We start from the raw sequence: 18374 nt of genomic DNA, 5'->3' as shown, positions 1-18374 counted from the left end.
CGCGGCGAGGGCGGCGGCGGTGCACCACCAGCGGACGCAGTCCTCGACGACGCGGAGGGACTCGCGGGCGAGCATCCGCTCGCCGTCGAGGAGCAGCACCGCGCGATAGCCGCCCTCCGCGACGGGCTCGGCGCCGCGCGTCGCGACGACGACCGTGCGGCCCGCGGCGATGCTCTGCACGGGCGTGTCGCCGTCGGAGACCACGATGCGCGCGCCCGGGAATGCCCGGCCGAGCTCGTCGGCCGTCCGGGCGGAGCCGCGGCCCACCGTGCGCCAGCGCGTCGACTCGCACGTCGAGCACGCCCAGTCGATCGCGAGCGCGCCGCACCACTGGCACGACGGCGCCGTGCCGCTGCGGCGGAGCGCGAGCGGGCCGCGGCACGACCGGCAGCGGGCCGTCTCGCCGCACTCGGTGCACGCGAGCCGCGGCGCGTACCCGGGGCGCGAGACCTGCACGAGCACAGGCCCCGCATCGAGGGCCTCCCGCACGGCGCGCCACGCGGTCGACGGGATGCGGGCCTGCGCGGCAGGCCCGTCGGCGCCCACCTGCTGAGCGGTCGGCGTGATGCGCCGCCGGTGCCGGGTGGCCGGAGCGACCGCGCGCACGTACCCCACCTCGACGAGCCGCTGCACTTCCGTGCTGCGCGCATGCGCGGCGAGGACGAGTGCGCAACCCGCGTCGGACTGCCGCAGCAGCGCCAGGTCGCGCGCGTGCACACCTGGGGCGTGCTGCTCGGCCATGAGTCCGTCGCCGTCGTCCCAGAGGGCGATGAGGCCGAGCTCGTGGGCGGGCGCCGCGGGGGCGGCGCGCGTGCCGAGGATCGCGAGCGGTCGGGCCTCGAGCGTGCGCAGGAAGCCGCGGTAGCGGTCGGCCGTCGATTGGCCCGCATCGATGCGCGCGATGTCCTCGTCCGGCAGGAGGGCGGCGAGTGCGTGGGCGACGTGCTCGACGTCGCGGTAGTCGGGCACGGCGATGATCGCCGAGCGGCCGATCGCGACGGTCGCGGCGGCGAGCTCGGCGAGGGTGCGAGCGGCGGCGGGCATCCACCGCCCGGCGACCTCGACGGGGTGCGCGATCGCGGTGAGAGCGATCCGGCGACCGGGATCGGGGGCGGTGGGGTCGAGCAGTCGCGGGAGCGCATCGGCGGCGTACCCGGTGAGCGACGGACTCACTACCGCCGAGGAGGGCTCGACCCGCTCGGTCGGCGCTTCCGCCGCCTCCCGCGCCGCGAGCCATGCCTTCTCGACCCGCACCTGCCGGCTCGGGATGACGAGGCGCGCGAGGTCGCTCGCCGTGCCCGCCGCGCGGTCGGCGGCGCGGCGGATGAGGCGGTAGACCGCGGGGTCGAGGACGCGCGCGTCGGAGACGACGTCGCCGAGCTCGCTCAGCACGCCCTCGAACGACTGCGCATCCGAGATCTCGACGAGGTAGCCCGCCGCCTGCCGGCCGGCCGCGCGCAGCGGCACGGCCACGCGCACGCCCGGGACGGCGCGATCGCGCAGGCTCTCGGGCACGCGGTAGTCGAAGAGCCGGTCGAGCTGCGGGAGCGGGGAGTCGAGGAGGACGCGCGCGATGCGCTGCGGGCCCCCCGCGGGAGCGCGGGCCGCTAGGGGCGCGGCGGTCGGCGCGGCGCGGTCGAGCCTCAGGCCGTCGAGCTCAGCGCTCATGCCCTCGCTCCTTCCGCTCGCGTCGCCGCCCGTGCCGATCGGCGCGCTCAGAGCCCCGCGGCGGAGCGGAGGTCGTCCACGCGGTCGGTGCGCTCCCAGGTGAAGCCGGGCAGCTCACGGCCGAAGTGGCCGTACGTCGAGGTCTGCGCGTACACGGGGCGCAGGAGGTCGAGGTCGCGCACGATCGCTCCGGGCCGGAGATCGAAGACCTCGCGGATGGCGGAGATGATGCGGCTCTCGGGCACGTGATGGGTTCCGAACGTCTCGACGTAGAGGCCGACGGGCGATGCCGTGCCGATCGCGTACGCGACCTGCACCTCGAGCCGGTCGGCGAGACCCGCGGCGACGGCGTTCTTCGCGACCCAGCGCATCGCGTACGCGGCCGAGCGGTCGACCTTCGACGGATCCTTGCCCGAGAACGCACCGCCGCCGTGACGCGCGGCGCCGCCGTAGGTGTCGACGATGATCTTGCGGCCCGTGAGGCCCGCATCGCCCTGCGGACCACCGATGACGAACCGGCCCGTCGGGTTGATGAGCACGCGGGGCGCGTGATCGCCGAAGCCGTGCTCCTCGAGCACGGGGCGGATCACGTGCGCCTCCACCTCGTCGCGCAGCTGCGCCGTCGAGACGCGCTCGGCGTGCTGCGTCGAGAGCACGATCGTCTCGATCGTGCGCGGTGTCTGGCCCTCGTAGCCCACGGTCACCTGCGTCTTGCCGTCGGGGGCGAGGTAGTCGAGCTCGCCGGTCTTCCGCACGGTCGCGAGGCGCTCGGCGAGGCGGTGGGCGAGCCAGATCGGCAGCGGCATGAGCTGCGAGGTCTCGGTCACGGCGTAGCCGAACATGATGCCCTGGTCGCCTGCGCCCTGCGCGTCGCCCGCGTCGGCGCTCGACTGCTCGCGGCGCTCGAACGCGTCGTCGACGCCCTGCGCGATGTCGGGCGACTGTCCGCCGATCGAGATCGAGACGCCGCACGAGCGACCGTCGAACCACACGTCGGAGGAGGTGTAGCCGATGTCGGTGACGCGCTGGCGCACGATGCCCGGGATGTCGACGTACCCCGAGGTCGTGACCTCGCCGGCGACGTGCACGAGCCCCGTCGTGACGAGCGTCTCGACGGCGACGCGCGCGTGCGGGTCGACCGTGAGGAGGGCGTCGAGGATCGAGTCGGAGACCTGGTCGCAGATCTTGTCGGGGTGCCCCTCGGTGACGGACTCGGAGGTGAAGAGGCGGAGGTCGGACATGACGATCGGATCCCGTCGTGATGGAGGAGGCGGTGGGGCTGCAGCGCGGGGCGCGGCGGTTCAGGCGAGCGCGTCGAGGATACGGTCGGCCACCGACAGCTTGTCGCCCGAGGCTGTGGAGACCACGGTACCGGCCGCGTCGAGGACCATGACGTCGTTGGTCGTCGTGCCGAAGCCCTCGCTCCAGCCGACGCGGTTGACGACGAGGAGGTCGACGCCCTTGCGCGCGGCCTTCGCCGCCCCGAGGGCCCGCAGGGCCTCGGCATCCTGCTCGGTCTCGGCCGCGAAGCCGACGATGCGCTGGCCCTCCGCGCGCTCGGTGCAGAGCGTCTGCAGGACGTCGGGCGTGCGCTCGAGCTCGAGCGAGAGCGTGTCGCCGGTCGCGTCCTTCTTGATCTTGCCCTCGGCGACCTCGCGGGGCCGGAAGTCGGCGACCGCGGCGGCCATGATGATCGTGTCGTGCGCGGGGGCGAGGCGGCGCATGGTCGCGAGCAGCTCGCCGGTCGTGCCGACGTGCTCGACGGCGGCGCCGTGCGGCGCGTCGACCTCGAGGTGCGCGGCGACGAGGGTGACGTTGGCGCCGCGGGCGAGGGCGGCCTGCGCGAGGGCGACGCCCTGCCGACCGCTCGACCGGTTCCCGAGGAACCGCACGGGGTCGAGGGGCTCGCGCGTGCCCCCGGCCGAGATGAGGATGCGGCGGCCGACCAGGTCGCGCGGGCCCGCCGCGCGCAGGGCGGCGGCCGCGATCTCGTCGGGCTCGCTCATGCGGCCCGCGCCCGAGTCCTGCCCGGTGAGCTGGCCGGATGCCGGCCCGACGATCGTCACGCCGCGCTCGCGCAGCGTCGCGATGTTCGCGCGCGTCGCCGCGTTCTCCCACATCTCCGTGTGCATCGCGGGCGCGATCACGAGGGGGGCCCGCGAGGCGAGGACGGTCGTGCCGAGGAGGTCGCCCGCGAGGCCGGCGGCGAGCGAGGCGATCGTGTGAGCCGTCGCGGGCGCGATGACGATGAGATCGGCGCGCTGCCCGAGCGCGACGTGCCGCACCTCGGCGACGCCCTCGTAGAGGTCGGTGTGCACGGGGTTGCGGCTGATCGCCTCGAGCGTCGGCCGCCCGACGAAGCGCAGGGCGCCCTCGGTCGCGACGATGTGGACGTCGTGGCCCGCGAGCACGAGGGCGCGGGCGACGCCGACGGCCTTGTACGCCGCGATGCCGCCGGTGATGCCGACGACGATCGTGAGGCGCCGGTCGGCGCCCTCGACCGCGGTCACGCGATCAGCCTCAGTCGGCCAGGCGGGTGAGGACGAGCTTGTCCTCGTTGATCTCGTGCAGCGCGACGGAGAGCGGCTTGTCGTCGACGGTCGAGTCGACGAGCGGGCCGACGTTGTCGAACAGGCTGCCCTCGTGGAGGTCGGCGTAGTAGTCATTGATCTGGCGCGCGCGCTTCGAGGCGAAGATCACGAGCTGGTACTTCGAGTCGACCTTCGAGAGGAGCTCGTCGATGGGCGGGTCGATGATTCCCTTGGACTTGTCAGCCATGTCTGCTCCGTAGATCGTTCGTTCCGTGGCGTGCCGCGGGCCTCGTGGGCCGGTCGGCAGTGCTGCCGAGGGGCGGCGTGCGAGCGCTCAGGCGCGCGACGGCGCTCCGGGCACTGCCAGCAAGTCTACGACCTCCGCGGCCGCGCGGCGCACATCATCGTTGACGACGAGCACATCGAACTCGTCCTGGGCGGCGAGCTCGACGCGCGCGGTCTCCAGTCGGCGGGCCTGCTCCTCGGGGCTCTCGGTGCCGCGACCGACCAGGCGGCGCACCAGTTCCTCCCAGCTCGGCGGGAGGAGGAACACGAGCGTCGCCTCCGGCATCGCGGCTCGGACCTGGCGCGCGCCGTCGAGATCGATCTCGAGGAGGACGCTGCGACCGCTCGCGAGCGCCTCCTGGACGGGGCCGCGCGGCGTGCCGTACCGCGAGAGGTTGTGCACGACCGCCCACTCGAGGAACTCGTCGCCGTCGACCATCGCGTCGAACCGGCCGTCGTCGACGAAGAAGTAGTGCACGCCGTCGACCTCGCCCGGGCGGGGGCGGCGCGTCGTCGCCGACACGCTCAGCAGGACGTCGGGGAAGTTCTCGCGGATGAATGTCGACACCGTGCCCTTGCCGACCGCGGTCGGGCCCGCGAGGACGACGAGCCGGCCGTGGCCGGGAACGGCCGAGCGCTGCTTGAGCCACTCGCGCAGCGCCGCGCGCTGCCGATGGCCGAGTCCGCCCAGGCGCTTGACGGGCGCGATGCCCAGTCGGTCGAGGATCGTGAGCGAGCGGGTGGGGCCGAGGCCCTTGAGGGTCGTGAGGAGGTCGCGGACGCGCATCCCGCCCTCGACGCCGTTCGGATCGCGCCATGCGGACTCGGCGACGTCGAGCGCGGAGCGGCGCCCGGCCCGGACGTCCTCCTTGACCTCCGCGCGCGCGCGACGCGCGGCGACCGCGGCGCGCGAGGCGGCCGCGCGGTCGACCTCGGGCATGCCGTCGGCGGTCATGCCGAGAGCTCCGCCCGGTGGGCGTCGATCGCCGCGGCGATGCCCTCGGGGCCCGCCTCGAGCACGCTGCGGGAGACGCTCGGGATGACCGTCGCGGCCGCCGCGCCGAAGATCGCGCCGATGTCGGCCAGTCGGGCGCCCTGCGCGCCGAAGCCGGGGGCGAGGATGGGCGTCGCGGCGAGAGCGTCCGCGGCGATCCCGGATTCGGCGAGCGGGCGCGTCGCGCCGATCACGACGCCGATGTCGCCCCACTCCCTCGTCGCGGCTGCCCCTGCGTTGCGTGCGGCCGCCTCGCGCGCGATCGTCGCGGCGACCGTTCCGCCGTCGGCCGTGCGCGCCGACTGCACCACGACGCCCTCGGGGTTCGAGGTCGAGGCGAGGACGAAGACGCCGTTGCCGGCCTCCTGCGCGATGCGGATGAGCGGATCGAGCGCGCCGAGGCCGAGATACGGCGCGACCGTGAGGGCGTCGCTCTCGAGCGGCGCGCCCCCGGCGAGCCACGCGGCGGCGTACCCCTCGGCGGTCGAGCCGATGTCTCCGCGCTTCGCGTCGCCGATCACGAGGAGCCCGGCCGCGCGCGCGACGCGGATGACCTCCTCGAGAACGGCGATGCCCGCCGACCCGAAGCGCTCGAAGAACGCCGCCTGCGGCTTGACGATCCCGACGCGGGGCGCGGCGGCGTCCACGACCGTCAGGGCGAGCTCGCGCGCGCCCGCCGCCGAGTCGGGAAGACCCCAGGCGCGCAGGAGGGCGGCGTGCGGGTCGATGCCGACGCACAGCGGGCCTCGAGCATCCGTCGCCGCCCGCAGGCGCGCCCCGAGACCCGTCATGCGCGCTCGGCCCGGGCGATCGCGTAGTCCTGCAGGCTCGTGACGGTCACGGGCTCGTCGCCGCCCTCCATGGAGGCCACCGCGGCGCCGACCTGCGCGATCGTCGTGAACAGCGGCTTGTCGGCCGCGACCGTGGCGGTGCGGATCTCGAAGCCGTCGGCGCGAGCGCTGCGCCCGGAGGGGGTGTTGATGACGATGTCGATCTCACCCGCGTCGATCAGGTCGACGACCGACGGCTCGGCGCCCTCGGGCGCCTGCTGGCCCTCGAAGTGCTTGCGCACCACGCGCGTCGGGATGCCGTAGCGCGCGAGCACCTCGGCCGTGCCCTGCGTCGCCCAGATCGCGAAGCCGCGCTGCGAGAGCCGCAGCACCGGCAGCACGATCGCGCGCTTGTCGCGATCGGCGACCGACACGAAGACGGTGCCCGACTGCGGCAGCCCCCCGAACGCCGCGATCTGGCTCTTCGCGAACGCGCGCGGGAAGTCGCGGTCGATGCCCATGACCTCGCCGGTCGAGCGCATCTCGGGGCCGAGGACGCTGTCGACGATGCGGCCCTCGACCGTGCGGAAGCGCTTGAAGGGCAGCACGGCCTCCTTGACGGCGACGGGCGAGTCGATCGGCACCGTCGACCCGTCGGTCTCGGGCAGCAGACCGCCATCGATGAGCGAGCGGATGCTCGACCCCGCCATCACGAGGCTCGCAGCCTTGGCCAGGGGGATCCCCAGGGCCTTCGACACGAAGGGCACGGTGCGCGAGGCACGCGGGTTCGCCTCGAGGACGTAGAGCACGCCCGCGCCGATCGCGAACTGCACGTTGAGCAGGCCGCGCACGCCGATGCCCTCGGCGATGGCGAGCGTCGCGTCGCGGACGCGGTCGATGATGCCCCGGCCGAGCGTCACGGGGGGGAGGGTGCATGCGGAGTCTCCGGAGTGCACGCCGGCCTCCTCGATGTGCTCCATGATGCCGCCGACGTAGAGCCGCTCGCCGTCGTACAGGGCGTCGACGTCGATCTCGACCGCGTCGTCGAGGAAGCGGTCGACGAGCAGCGGCATGCCGGGTCCGATGATCGCCTGATCGCGCACGCGGTCGAAGTAGTCGACGAGCGAGCCCGAGTCGTAGACGATCTCCATCCCGCGGCCGCCGAGCACGAAGCTCGGCCGGACGAGCACGGGGTAGCCGATCTGCTCGGCGACGGCGACGGCGGAATCGACGTCGGTCGCCGTGCCGTTGCGCGGGGAGATGAGTCCGGCCTCGTCGAGGATGCGCGAGAACGCGCCGCGCTCCTCCGCGAGGTCGATCGCATCGGGGCTCGTGCCGAGGATCGGGATGCCGGCGTCGGCGAGGCCGTGCGCGAGGCCGAGCGCGGTCTGGCCGCCGAGCTGCACGATGACCCCGACGAGCTCGCCGCTCTGCGCCTCCGCGTGGACGACCTCCAGGACGTCCTCGAGAGTGAGGGGTTCGAAGTAGAGCCGGTCGGAGGTGTCGTAGTCGGTCGAGACCGTCTCGGGGTTGCAGTTGATCATGATCGTCTCGAACCCCGCGTCGCGCAGCGCGAAGCTCGCGTGCACGCACGAGTAGTCGAACTCGATGCCCTGGCCGATGCGGTTCGGGCCCGAGCCGAGGATGACGACCTTGCGCGCGTCGCTCGGTGCGACCTCGGTCTCGAGGTCGTAGCTCGAGTAGTGGTACGGCGTCAGGGCGGGGAACTCGCCCGCGCACGTGTCGACGGTCTTGAACACGGGTCGCAGACCGCTCGCGTGCCGGATGGCGCGGATGTCGCGCTCGGTCAGGCCGCGCAGCTCGGCGAGCTGGGCGTCGCTGAAGCCCTGCTCCTTCGCCTCGCGCATGAGCTCGGGGTCGAGCGCGTCGGCGGTGCGGATGACCTCGGCGAGCTCGTTGATCGCGACGATCTGGTCGACGAACCACGGGTCGATGCCCGTCGCCTGGAAGACCTCGTCGATGCTCGCTCCCGCCCGCAGTGCCTGCTGCACCGTGACGATGCGCCCGTCCGTGGGCGTCGACGCGATCGTGAGGAGCGCATCCTTGTCTCCGGGCTCGCCCGCCCAGTGGAAGCTGCTCCCCCGCTTCTCGAGCGAGCGGAGCGCCTTCTGCAGCGCGGTCGCGTAGTTGCGCCCGATGGCCATGGCCTCGCCGACGCTCTTCATGGTCGTCGTGAGGCCCGCGTCGGCGCCGGGGAACTTCTCGAACGCGAAGCGCGGGACCTTGACGACGACGTAGTCGAGCGTGGGCTCGAAGCTCGCCGGCGTGACCTTGGTGATGTCGTTGGGGATCTCGTCGAGGCGGTAGCCGATCGCGAGCTTCGCGGCGATCTTCGCGATCGGGAACCCAGTCGCCTTGGAGGCGAGCGCGCTCGAGCGCGAGACGCGCGGGTTCATCTCGATCACGATCACGCGGCCCGTCGCGGGGTCGACGGCGAACTGCACGTTGCAACCTCCCGTGTCGACGCCGACGTCGCGGATGATGCGGATGCCGATGTCGCGGAGCTTCTGGTACTCGCGGTCGGTCAGGGTGAGAGCGGGGGCGACGGTGATCGAGTCGCCGGTGTGGACGCCGACGGGGTCGACGTTCTCGATCGAGCAGACCACGACCGTGTTGTCGGCGCGGTCGCGCATGAGCTCGAGCTCGTACTCCTTCCAGCCGAGGATCGACTCCTCGAGGAGGACCTCGGTCGTGGGCGACTGGTGCAGGCCGTCGGCGACCATGCGCTCGAGCTGCTCGCGGTCGTAGGCGAAGCCCGAGCCGAGCCCGCCCATCGTGAACGAGGGGCGGATCACGAGCGGGTAGCCGAGGTCCTCGGCGAAGCCGACGGCCTCCTCGACCGTGTGCGCGATGTGGCTCCGCGCGACGTCGGCGCCGGCGTCGAGGACGAGCTGCTTGAACAGCTGGCGGTCCTCCGCCTTGTGGATCGCGTCGAAGGAGGCGCCGATGAGCTCGACGCCGTACTTCTCGAGGATCCCCCGGTCGTGCAGGGCGATCGCCGCGTTGAGGGCCGTCTGGCCGCCGAGCGTCGGGAGGACGGCGTCGGGCTTCTCCTTCGCGATGATCGCCTCGATCACCTCGGGGGTGATCGGCTCGATGTAGGTCGCGTCGGCGAAGTCGGGGTCGGTCATGATCGTCGCGGGGTTCGAGTTGACGAGGATGACGCGGATGCCCTCGGCCCGCAGCACGCGGCAGGCCTGGGTGCCGGAGTAGTCGAACTCGGCCGCCTGACCGATGACGATCGGGCCGGAGCCGATCACGAGCACGGAGTTGATGTCGTCGCGCTTCGGCATTAGTCGGTGCCTTCGTTCTGGTTGTTCTGCGTTGCGCGAGGAAGCGAGTCGCTGCCGTCGAAAGGCACGTCGGTGCCTTTCTCCTTGAGCAGCGCATCGCTGACCATCGCGCGGAAGCGGTCGAAGAGGTAGGTGGAGTCATGCGGCCCGGCGGCGGCCTCGGGGTGGTACTGCACCGAGAACGCGGGGATGTCGAGAGCGCGGAGGCCCTCGACGACCTGGTCGTTGAGGCCGACGTGGCTGACCTCGACGCGGCCGAACCCGGCGGGGCTGTCGACGACGCCCTCGACGGGCGCGTCCACGGCGAAGCCGTGGTTGTGCGCCGTGATCTCGATGCGGCCGGTCTGCTTGTCGAGCACCGGCTGGTTGATGCCGCGGTGACCGAACGGCAGCTTGTAGGTGCCGAATCCGAGGGCGCGGCCGAGCAGCTGGTTGCCGAAGCAGATGCCGAAGAAGGGCGTGCCGTCCTTCAGGACGTCCTGCAGCAGGCTCACGTGCGCGTCGCTCGCGGCGGGGTCGCCCGGGCCGTTCGAGTAGAACACCGCGACGGGGTCGAGAGCGCGCAGCTCGTCGATCGTCGTCGACTGCGGCAGCACGTGCACCTCGAAGCCGCGCTCGGCGAGGTGGCGCAGGGTCGAGGCCTTGACGCCGAGGTCGAGCACGGCGAGCCGGCCGATGCTCTCGCCGACGGCCGGCACGACCATGGCCTCGTCGACCGAGACCTCCGCCGAGAGGCTGCGGCCGTTCATCGCCGCGCTCGCGCGGACCTCCGCGAGCTGCGTGTCGGGGTCGAGGGCCGCGTCGTCGCCCGAGAAGATTCCCGCGCGCATGACGCCCGCATCCCGCAGCCGCCGCGTGAGCGCGCGCGTGTCGATGCCGCTGATGCCCACGATGCCCTGCGCCTCGAGCTCGTCGTCGAGGCTGCGCACGGCGCGGTGATTCGAGACGATGCGCGAGGGGTCGCGCACGACGTAGCCGTCGACCCAGATGCGGCGGCTCTCCGGGTCCTCATCGTTCATGCCCGTGTTGCCGATGTGCGGCGCGGTCTGCACGACGATCTGCCCGGCGTAGCTGGGGTCGGTCAGGGTCTCCTGGTAGCCGCTCATGCCGGTCGCGAAGACGGCCTCGCCGAGCGCTCGGCCGCGGGCGCCGTACGCGCGGCCCCGGTAGCGGGTGCCGTCCTCGAGCACGAGGTAGGCGGGGGCGTGGGTCACGAGGGGTGCCTTTCTGTCGGGGCGGGCGTCTCCGGTGCGTCATCGGGCGGGATGCTCGGCGCGAGCGTCGCCAGGGCGGCGAGCAGCTCGGCCGTGGCGTCGACGTCCGACGCGTCGGTGACGCGGAAGTAGCTGTCGACCGGGGCCTCGCCGAGGGTCCAGGCGAGCATGACGAGCCCGCCCTCCTCGACGACGCGGTCGATGGTCCAGGTGGCGCGGCCGACGCCGCGCGCGTCGCCGCGCTCGACGAACCAGGGCGCGCGCCCGTCGATCGCGATGACGGCGCCCTCGGGGTGCACGGCGATCTCGCCGCGCGCGCGGAAGCCGAGACCGTGGACGGCGACGCGGTCGAGCGGGGCGCCCGCGCGCGTCGTCGCGACGTAGAGCACGGGCACGCGGATGCTCGCCTCGCCGATCGCGACGGGCACGGGTCGGGGCGCGCCGATGTCGGCCTGCCGGCCCGCGCGCCGCCGCCAGCCGATGAGCATGAGCGCGAGAGCCAGGAGGACGACGGCGACGATGATCGTCGTCGAGACGGTCCTATCCACGAGCGGCCTCCCGCTGCCGCGCGGCGGCGCTCGCGACCTCGTCGGCGGGCCGGAGCGCGCCGTCGAGGACGGTGGCGACTCCCCCGTGGACGGTCGAGACGATCGCGCCGGCGAGGTCGACTCCCGCGTAGGGAGTGTTGGTCGAGCGGCCGCGCAGGTCTCCCGTCGACCAGGTGCCGCGTGCGGCGGGGTCGACGAGCGTCACGTTCGCGGGCGCGCCCTCGGTGAGCGGGTCGGCGTAGCCGTTGAGTCGCCCGATCGCGGCGGGCGCGCTCGACATGACGCGCGCGACCTGCTCCCAGGTGAGCATCCCCGTCTCGATCATCGTCGTCTGCAGGACGGGCAGGGCCGACTCGAGGCCGACCATGCCGAAGGCGGCCTCGGCCCACGTGCACTCCTTCGCCTCGGCGGGGTGCGGCGCGTGGTCGGTCGCGACGATGTCGATCGTGCCGTCGGCGAGGGCCTCGCGGAGGGCGCGCACGTCGTCGTCGCGCCGCAGCGGCGGGTTGACCTTGAAGCGCGCGTCGTAGCCGCGCGCGAGCTCCTCGGTGAGCAGCAGGTGGTGAGGAGTCACCTCGGCGGTCACGGCGATGCCGCGCGCCTTCGCCCACCGGATCACCTCGACGCTGCCCGCGGTCGAGACGTGGCAGACGTGCAGGCGGGCGCCCGTGTGCTGGGCGAGGAGCACGTCACGGGCGATGATCGACTCCTCCGCGACGGCGGGCCAGCCGGCGAGCCCGAGCTCGCCGGAGAGCGCGCCCTCGTTCATCTGGGCGCCCTCGGTGAGGCGGGGCTCCTGCGCGTGCTGCGCGATGACGCCGTCGAAGGTCGCGACGTACTCGAGCGCGCGGCGCATGAGGAGCGCGTCGTGCACGCACCTGCCGTCGTCGCTGAACACCCGCACCTCGGCGCGCGATCGGGCCATGGCGCCGATCTCGCTCAAGCGCTCGCCCTCGAGCCCGACGGTCACCGCGCCGATGGGGCGCACGGTCGCGAAGCCGTGCTGGAGGCCGAGCGCGTGCACCTGCTCGACGACGCCCGCGGTGTCCGCGACGGGCGAGGTGTTGGCCATCGCGAAGACGGCGGTGTAGCCGCCCGCGGCGGCGGCGCGCGTCCCGGTCAGGACGGTCTCGCTCGCCTCGCCGCCGGGCTCGCGCAAGTGGGTGTGGAGGTCGACGAGGCCCGGAAGGGCGACGAGGCCGTCGGCGTCGATGACGCGCTCGTCGAGCTCGGCGTTGAGGCGGCCCGTCGCGGCGATGCGGCCGCCGCGGATGCGGATGTCCTCGCGCGTCTCGCCGAGGAGGGTCGCGCCGCGGATCAGGAGACCGGTCATGCCCGCTCCTCCGACGATCCGGCGACGAGGAGGTAGAGCACTGCCATGCGGATGAACACCCCGTTCGTGACTTGAGCGAGCACCGTCGACGCCGAAGAGTCGGCGGCCGCGGACGAAATCTCCAGCCCCCGATTCATCGGGCCGGGGTGCATGACCATCGTATCGGGGCCGAGTGCGGCGAACCGCTCGGCGGTGAGCCCCCACTCGCGCGCGTACTCGCGGCCGGAGGGGAAGAAGGCGGCGTGCATGCGCTCCTGCTGCACGCGCAGCATCATCACGACGTCCGGGTCGAGCGCGAGCGCGGGCTCGAGGTGCTCGTGGACGGTCACCGGCCACGACTCGACGCCGCTCGGGAGGAGCGTGCGCGGCGCGACGAGGTGCACCTCGGCGCCGAGCGTCGACAGCAGCCACACGTTCGAGCGCGCGACGCGCGAGTGCACGACGTCGCCGACGATGACGACGCGCATCCCGCTCAGATCGCGACCGCGGGAGTCGGCGCCGTAGCGCCGCTGCCGCATCGTGAACGCGTCGAGGAGGGCCTGCGTGGGGTGCTCGTGCGTGCCGTCGCCCGCGTTGAGCACGTGCGCGTCGATCCAGCCGGCGTGGGCGAGCAGGTGCGCGGCGCCCGAGCCGTGGTGCCGCACGACGATCGCGTCGGCGCCCATCGCCTGGAGGGTCTGCGCGGTGTCCTTGAGGCTCTCGCCCTTCGAGACGCTCGAGCCCTTCGCACTGAAGGTGATGACGTCGGCGCTCAGGCGCTTGGCGGCCGACTCGAACGACAGGCGCGTGCGCGTGGAGTCCTCAAAGAAGAGGTTCACGACCGTCTTGCCGCGGAGGGTCGGCAGCTTGCGGACCTCCCGGTCGGCGGTGCGCGCCATGTCCTCCGCGATGTCGAGGATGCCCACAGCCGTCTCGCGGTCGAGGTCGCGTGTGCTCAGAAGGTGCTTCACGGCTCGATCGTCACCTCCTCGACGCCGTCGACGTCGGCGAGCCGCACGCTCACGCGCTCGCTCGTCGAGCTCGGCAGATTCTTGCCGACGAAGTCGGCGCGGATGGGCAGCTCGCGGTGACCGCGGTCGACGAGCACGGCGAGGCGCACCGCGCGGGGGCGGCCGTGGTCGGCGAGGGCGTCGAGCGCGGCGCGCACGGTGCGCCCGGAGTAGAGCACGTCGTCGACGAGGACGACGATCGCGTCGTCGATGCCCTCGTCGGGGATGCGCGTCGGCGCGGGGGCGCGCGTGGGCGTGCGGGCGAGGTCGTCGCGGTAGAGCGTGATGTCGAGCGAGCCGACGCTTGAGGTGCCGGGCTCGATCTCGTCGACGAGGCGCTGGATCCGCTCGGCGAGGACGGTGCCGCGCGTCGGGATGCCGAGGAAGACGAGACGGCCATCGCCGCGCCGGGATTCCAGCACTTCATGGGCGATGCGGCGCAGAGCGCGCGTGATGTCAGCGTCGTGGAGCACGGTGCGTGCTGTCACTCCTGACCTCCTTCCCCGCCTCGCAGGACGGTGCTTAAAGTAGGTCGAACGCGCCCAGTCTAGCGGGTCAGCTCCAGCGCTTGAGCAGGGCCCTCTCCCCCAGCCCGACGAGGGCGTCGGAGGTCTTGCCGAGGATCGCCAGGAGCAGGATCGCGAGGAAGATGCGGTCGGTGCGGCCGTTGTTCGCTGAATCGGTGAGCAGGAAGCCGAGCCCCATCGAGGACGCGAGCAGCTCGGCGGCGACGAGGAACAGCCACGCCTGCGCGAGAGCGAGCCGGAGTCCCGAGATGACTGACGGCACGACGGCCGGCAGCTGGACGGTCGTCAGCAGGGCCAGCCTCCCGAGCCCGAAGGCGCGCCCGGCCTCGACGAGGTGGGGGTCCACGTGGCGGAGCGCGGCCGAGACCGTCGTGTAGACGGGGAATGCCGCGCCGATCGCGATGAGGGTGATCTTCGGCGTCTCGAAGATGCCGAGGAACACCGTGAGGAGCGGCAGCCACGCGAGCGACGGGACAGCTCGGATGGCGCCGAGCGTCGGCGCGAGCATCCGGTCGGCGAGACCCGACAGCCCGACGAGCGCGCCGAGGGCCAGACCGATGCTCGCTCCGATCGCGAACCCCGTGAGGACGCGCTGGAGGGAGATGAGGATGTACGTGCCGAGGAGCCCTTGATTCGCGAGCTCGACGCCCGCGCCGACGACCTGCGCCGGCGACGGCAGGAGGTAGTCGGGGATCGCCGTCGCCTCCGAGGCGAAGAGCCAGATCGTGAGCAGCAGGGCGGGGACGACCGCGCCGAGCAGGAGCGTCGCGCCGTTGATGCGCCGCCGACCCCGTGCCGGTGCCCCCTGAGCCGGATCTTTGCGTCCGTTCCGCGACGCGGGACTGCGCCCCTCCGTGGTCGTGGAGGGGCGCAGGACCGGAGCGCCGCCGCGCTCGTCGAAGCTCATGCTCAGCCGACCTCGTCCGGGTCGGCGGCCGTGGCGAACTCGTCGTTGAAGAGCGACTCGAGCGCGTCGTCGATGAGCTGCTGGTTCGGCACGTCGCCGCTCTCGACGAAGATCGGACCGATGACCGCGAGGACGTCGCGCTGCGCGTCGCCCGGCACGGGGTCGATGTCGATGACGGTGCGCTCGATCGTCGCCTCGGCGACGGCGATGTCGATGCCCGCGACCTCGGCGAGGATCGCCGCGGTCTCCTCGGGGTTCTCGAGAGCCCAGGCGCGCGCCTTCTCGTACGCGTTCACGACGAGCTGCGCGAGGTCGGGGTGGTTCTCGATGAAGTCCTCGGTGGCGTTGAGGAAGCCGTACGAGTTGAAGTCGACGTTGTCGTAGATGATCTCGGCGGCGCCGTTCGCGACCGAGGTCGACAGCAGCGGGTCGAGGCCCGACCACGCCTCGACGGCGCCGGTCTCGAGGGCCGTCTTGCCGTCGGCGTGCTGCAGGTTCTGCAGGTTGATGTCGGTGAGCGAGAGCCCGGCCTCCTCGAGCGACTGCAGGAGGAAGAAGTAGGGGTCGGTGCCCTTGGTCGCGGCGACCGTGCGGCCCTTCAGGTCCTCCACGGAGTCGATGTCGGAGCCGGTGGGGACGAGGATCGCGGCCCAGTTGGGCTGCGTGTAGATGTCGATCACCTGGATGGGGCTCCCGTTGGAGCGCGCGAGGAGCGCGGCCGAGCCGGCCGTCGAGCCGACGTCGATCGCGCCGGCGCGCAGGGCCTCGTTCGCCTTGTTCGAGCCGGCTGACTGCACCCACGTGACGGTGACGTCGTCGCCGAGCTCGTCCTCCAGCCAGCCCTGCTCCTTGATGATGAGGCTGAGCGGGTTGTAGGTGGCGAAGTCGAGCGTGAGCTCGGAGCTCGACCACTCGGCGCCCTCGACGGGGGCCGGCGCGGCGGCGCCCTCTCCCGCGACGCAGCCGGTCATGGCCATGGCCGCCGCGGCGAGCGTCGCGGTGAGCAGGGTCAGACGGGAGCGGGAGGTCATCATGGTGCCTTTCGGTTGTCGGTCGGAGCGACCGGCGGTGGTGGTGTGGGGTGGTCCTGCGGGTGATGCCGTGGTGCGGTCGTGCGGTCTAGCGGTCGTGGTGGCTCGGCACCCCGAGGGCGTCGAGCAGCTGGGCCCGGAGTCGCGCGAGCACCGTCGAGGCGCGGTCGCGCGGGCGCTTCCCCGGCACCTCGAGGATGCGGCTGATGGTCGCGCCCGGGCGGTCGAAGCGCGTGCCGAGGAGGACGATGCGATCGGCGAGGGCGAGAGCCTCGTCGACGTCGTGCGTGACGAGCACGATCGTCGCGGGCTCGGCGCGGTGGATGTCGACGAGGAGATCCTGCATCGTCAGGCGCGTGAGCGCGTCGAGAGCGCCGAAGGGCTCGTCGAGCAGGAGGACCCCCGGGTTGCGGGCGAGGGCCCGAGCGAGGGACACGCGCTGCGCCATTCCGCCCGAGATCTGGCGGGGCTTGAGGTCGGCGGCGTGCGTGAGCTGGACGAGGTCGAGCAGCTCGGCGACGCGCGCGCGACCCGCGGCGCGGTCGGTGCCGCGCGGGAGGCCGAGCTCGATGTTCCGAGCGACGGTGCGCCAGGGCAGGAGCCGGGGCTCCTGGAAGGCGACGGCGCAGCGCTGATCGGCCGCCGCGATCCGCGTGCCGTCGATCGTGAGCGACCCGGCGGTCGGGCGGTCGAGACCCGAGATCTGTCGGAGGAGCGTCGACTTCCCGCAGCCGGAGGGGCCGAGGAGCGCGACGATCTCGCCCGGAGCGATCTTGAGCTCGACGTCGCGGAGGACGAGCCGCTCGGGCTCGCCGGGAGCACCCGGGAAGGCCCGGCCGACGCCGTTGAGCGACACCGGCAGGGCCGGGGTCGTCTGCGTCGGAGCGGGCGCGATCGAGGTCATGCTCCGACGGTACGGATCCGTCGGAGCGGTGACAAAAGCCCGCGCAACGCGACGAAACGCGACGACACACGACGTCACATTCCGCCTCGGAGCCGCCGCGGGCATCCGCCCGGATCGGGGACGCCGCGCGCGAGCCGAGCCGCTGGGGGGCCGAGCCGCTAGGAGGCGGAGCGGTGCAGGTCGTCGGCGATCGCGCCGAGCACGCCGTTGACGAAGCCGGAGGACTCGTCGGTCGAGAGGACCGTCGCGAACTCGACCGCCTCGTCGATCGCGACGGCCGCGGGGACGTCGGGGTTGTGCACGAGCTCCCACACGGCGACGCGCAGGATCGCGCGGTCGACGGCGGGCATGCGGGCGAGGCTCCAGCCGACGGCGTGCGACTCGATCAGCCGGTCGATCGCCTCGCCGTTGTCGGCCACGCCGCGCACGATGTCGTGCGCGTAGGGCCAGCTCGACGAGCGCTGCGGCTGGGCCGCCGCTCGCTCGCCCTCCTCGCGAAGGATCTCGTCGAGCGTCGACTGGCGGACGTCGGCGATGAAGAGCATGTCGAGGGCCCGCTTGCGGGCCTTCGTGCGGGCGCCCACCTACTCGGTGACGCGGCCGAGGTAGTCCCCGGAGCGCGTGTCGACCTTGACCTTGGTGCCGGTCTCGAGGAAGAGGGGCACCTGGATCTCGTAGCCCGTCTCGACCGTCGCGGGCTTCGTGCCGCCGGTCGAGCGGTCGCCCTGGAGGCCGGGCTCGGTGTACGTCACCTCGAGCACGACGGAGGCGGGCAGCTCGACGTAGAGCGCCTCGCCCTCGTGCATGGCGATCGTGACCATCTGGTTCTCAAGCATGAAGTTCTTGGCGTCGCCCACGATCGCGGCCGGAACGGTGACCTGGTCGTAGTCGGTGGTGTCCATGAAGACGAAGTCGGCGCCGTCCTGGTACAGGTACTGGTAGTCGCCGCGGTCGACCGTAGCGAAGTCGACCTTGAGGCCGGCGTTGAACGTCTTGTCGACGAGCTTGCCCGAGCGGACGTTGCGCATCTTGGTGCGCACGAAGGCCCCGCCCTTGCCGGGCTTGACGTGCTGGAACTCGACGACGTTCCAGAGCTGCCCGTCGATGCTGAGAACGCTGCCGTTCTTAATGTCGTTCGTCGTGGCCATGAGCGTTGGGGTATCCGTTTCCGTGCTGGTCTCGACGTGGGTGCACGCCGACGTGGAAGTCTAGTCGAGTGCTAGATGTACTCGGTCATGACGTTGGTGACACTCGGCTGATCGGTGGTTGGCCTCCGCAGGCGGTGTGTGCTCGAGCGTAGTTGTAATGCTCAAGCCAGGGCGCGAGGGCATCGTGACGGGCCTGGTTCGTCAGAAACGG

The 18374-nt window shown here is 72.6% G+C and carries 17 protein-coding genes; all 17 read right to left on the bottom strand.

Annotated features, from left to right (window positions below):
* Positions 1-1668, bottom strand: a 1668-nt coding sequence (locus Q7T15_RS02690) for a primosomal protein N' (protein ID WP_304693026.1), incomplete at its 3' end; no start/stop codon positions are given.
* Between the two features lie 47 nt (positions 1669-1715).
* Complete coding sequence (gene metK, locus Q7T15_RS02685) at positions 1716-2909, bottom strand: methionine adenosyltransferase (RefSeq protein WP_304693024.1); 1194 nt, start codon at positions 2907-2909, stop codon at positions 1716-1718.
* Between the two features lie 60 nt (positions 2910-2969).
* Positions 2970-4178, bottom strand: coding sequence for a bifunctional phosphopantothenoylcysteine decarboxylase/phosphopantothenate--cysteine ligase CoaBC (coaBC, locus tag Q7T15_RS02680; RefSeq protein ID WP_304693022.1), 1209 nt, complete (start codon positions 4176-4178; stop codon positions 2970-2972).
* Positions 4179-4188: 10 nt separating this feature from the next.
* Entirely contained in the window at positions 4189-4446 is a 258-nt protein-coding gene (rpoZ, locus tag Q7T15_RS02675; RefSeq protein WP_182489899.1) for a DNA-directed RNA polymerase subunit omega, read from the bottom strand.
* Between the two features lie 87 nt (positions 4447-4533).
* Positions 4534-5439, bottom strand: a complete 906-nt coding sequence (gene gmk, locus Q7T15_RS02670; protein WP_304693019.1) for a guanylate kinase — start codon at positions 5437-5439, stop codon at positions 4534-4536.
* Positions 5436-6269 carry an orotidine-5'-phosphate decarboxylase gene (gene pyrF / locus Q7T15_RS02665; RefSeq protein WP_304693017.1) on the bottom strand — a complete coding sequence of 278 codons (834 nt, stop codon included), beginning with the start codon at positions 6267-6269 and terminating at the stop codon, positions 5436-5438. The genes gmk and pyrF overlap by 4 nt, the downstream gene beginning before the upstream one ends.
* The gene (gene carB, locus Q7T15_RS02660) at positions 6266-9562 is read right to left on the bottom strand and encodes a carbamoyl-phosphate synthase large subunit (protein WP_304693015.1); all 3297 of its coding nucleotides are present in this window, start codon (positions 9560-9562) and stop codon (positions 6266-6268) included. Before carB ends, pyrF begins: the two co-directional genes overlap by 4 nt.
* Positions 9562-10776, bottom strand: coding sequence for a glutamine-hydrolyzing carbamoyl-phosphate synthase small subunit (gene carA / locus Q7T15_RS02655; RefSeq protein ID WP_304693013.1), 1215 nt, complete (start codon positions 10774-10776; stop codon positions 9562-9564). Before carA ends, carB begins: the two co-directional genes overlap by 1 nt.
* Complete coding sequence (locus tag Q7T15_RS02650; RefSeq protein WP_304693012.1) at positions 10773-11324, bottom strand: hypothetical protein; 552 nt, start codon at positions 11322-11324, stop codon at positions 10773-10775. Before Q7T15_RS02650 ends, carA begins: the two co-directional genes overlap by 4 nt.
* Positions 11317-12657, bottom strand: coding sequence for a dihydroorotase (locus Q7T15_RS02645; protein WP_304693010.1), 1341 nt, complete (start codon positions 12655-12657; stop codon positions 11317-11319). The genes Q7T15_RS02650 and Q7T15_RS02645 overlap by 8 nt, the downstream gene beginning before the upstream one ends.
* On the bottom strand, positions 12654-13607 hold the full coding sequence (locus Q7T15_RS02640; RefSeq protein ID WP_304693008.1) for an aspartate carbamoyltransferase catalytic subunit: 954 nt from the start codon (positions 13605-13607) through the stop codon (positions 12654-12656). Before Q7T15_RS02640 ends, Q7T15_RS02645 begins: the two co-directional genes overlap by 4 nt.
* Positions 13604-14134, bottom strand: coding sequence for a bifunctional pyr operon transcriptional regulator/uracil phosphoribosyltransferase PyrR (gene pyrR, locus Q7T15_RS02635; RefSeq protein WP_304693006.1), 531 nt, complete (start codon positions 14132-14134; stop codon positions 13604-13606). Before pyrR ends, Q7T15_RS02640 begins: the two co-directional genes overlap by 4 nt.
* A 67-nt stretch (positions 14135-14201) precedes the next feature.
* Positions 14202-15080, bottom strand: coding sequence for an ABC transporter permease (locus tag Q7T15_RS02630; RefSeq protein ID WP_304693004.1), 879 nt, complete (start codon positions 15078-15080; stop codon positions 14202-14204).
* 2 nt (positions 15081-15082) lie between these two features.
* Positions 15083-16114 (bottom strand): aliphatic sulfonate ABC transporter substrate-binding protein, encoded by a 1032-nt coding sequence (locus Q7T15_RS02625; RefSeq protein WP_370689083.1) that lies wholly within the window; start codon positions 16112-16114, stop codon positions 15083-15085.
* Between the two features lie 85 nt (positions 16115-16199).
* Positions 16200-17015, bottom strand: a complete 816-nt coding sequence (locus tag Q7T15_RS02620) for an ABC transporter ATP-binding protein (protein ID WP_304693000.1) — start codon at positions 17013-17015, stop codon at positions 16200-16202.
* Between the two features lie 158 nt (positions 17016-17173).
* Positions 17174-17599 (bottom strand): transcription antitermination factor NusB, encoded by a 426-nt coding sequence (nusB, locus tag Q7T15_RS02615; protein WP_304692998.1) that lies wholly within the window; start codon positions 17597-17599, stop codon positions 17174-17176.
* Positions 17600-18163, bottom strand: a complete 564-nt coding sequence (gene efp / locus Q7T15_RS02610) for an elongation factor P (RefSeq protein WP_055861127.1) — start codon at positions 18161-18163, stop codon at positions 17600-17602.
* Positions 18164-18374 lie beyond the last annotated feature (211 nt).

This window comes from Microcella sp. (genome assembly GCF_030645145.1).
GTDB lineage: Bacteria > Actinomycetota > Actinomycetes > Actinomycetales > Microbacteriaceae > Microcella.
The sequence above is the reverse complement of the archived record's forward strand: the minus strand, read 5'-3'. Positions and strand labels throughout refer to the sequence as shown.

Bases quoted from the DNA above. Each gene is read 5' to 3' on its own strand.
- rpoZ (WP_182489899.1), bottom strand. From the start codon at position 4,446: ATGGCTGACAAGTCCAAGGGAATCATCGACCCGCCCATCGACGAGCTC.
- Q7T15_RS02630 (WP_304693004.1), bottom strand. From the start codon at position 15,080: ATGAGCTTCGACGAGCGCGGCGGCGCTCCGGTCCTGCGCCCCTCCACG.
- carB (WP_304693015.1), bottom strand. From the start codon at position 9,562: ATGCCGAAGCGCGACGACATCAACTCCGTGCTCGTGATCGGCTCCGGC.
- metK (WP_304693024.1), bottom strand. From the start codon at position 2,909: ATGTCCGACCTCCGCCTCTTCACCTCCGAGTCCGTCACCGAGGGGCAC.
- pyrF (WP_304693017.1), bottom strand. From the start codon at position 6,269: ATGACGGGTCTCGGGGCGCGCCTGCGGGCGGCGACGGATGCTCGAGGC.
- Q7T15_RS02625 (WP_370689083.1), bottom strand. From the start codon at position 16,114: ATGATGACCTCCCGCTCCCGTCTGACCCTGCTCACCGCGACGCTCGCC.
- gmk (WP_304693019.1), bottom strand. From the start codon at position 5,439: ATGACCGCCGACGGCATGCCCGAGGTCGACCGCGCGGCCGCCTCGCGC.
- Q7T15_RS02645 (WP_304693010.1), bottom strand. From the start codon at position 12,657: ATGACCGGTCTCCTGATCCGCGGCGCGACCCTCCTCGGCGAGACGCGC.
- Q7T15_RS02620 (WP_304693000.1), bottom strand. From the start codon at position 17,015: ATGACCTCGATCGCGCCCGCTCCGACGCAGACGACCCCGGCCCTGCCG.
- efp (WP_055861127.1), bottom strand. From the start codon at position 18,163: ATGGCCACGACGAACGACATTAAGAACGGCAGCGTTCTCAGCATCGAC.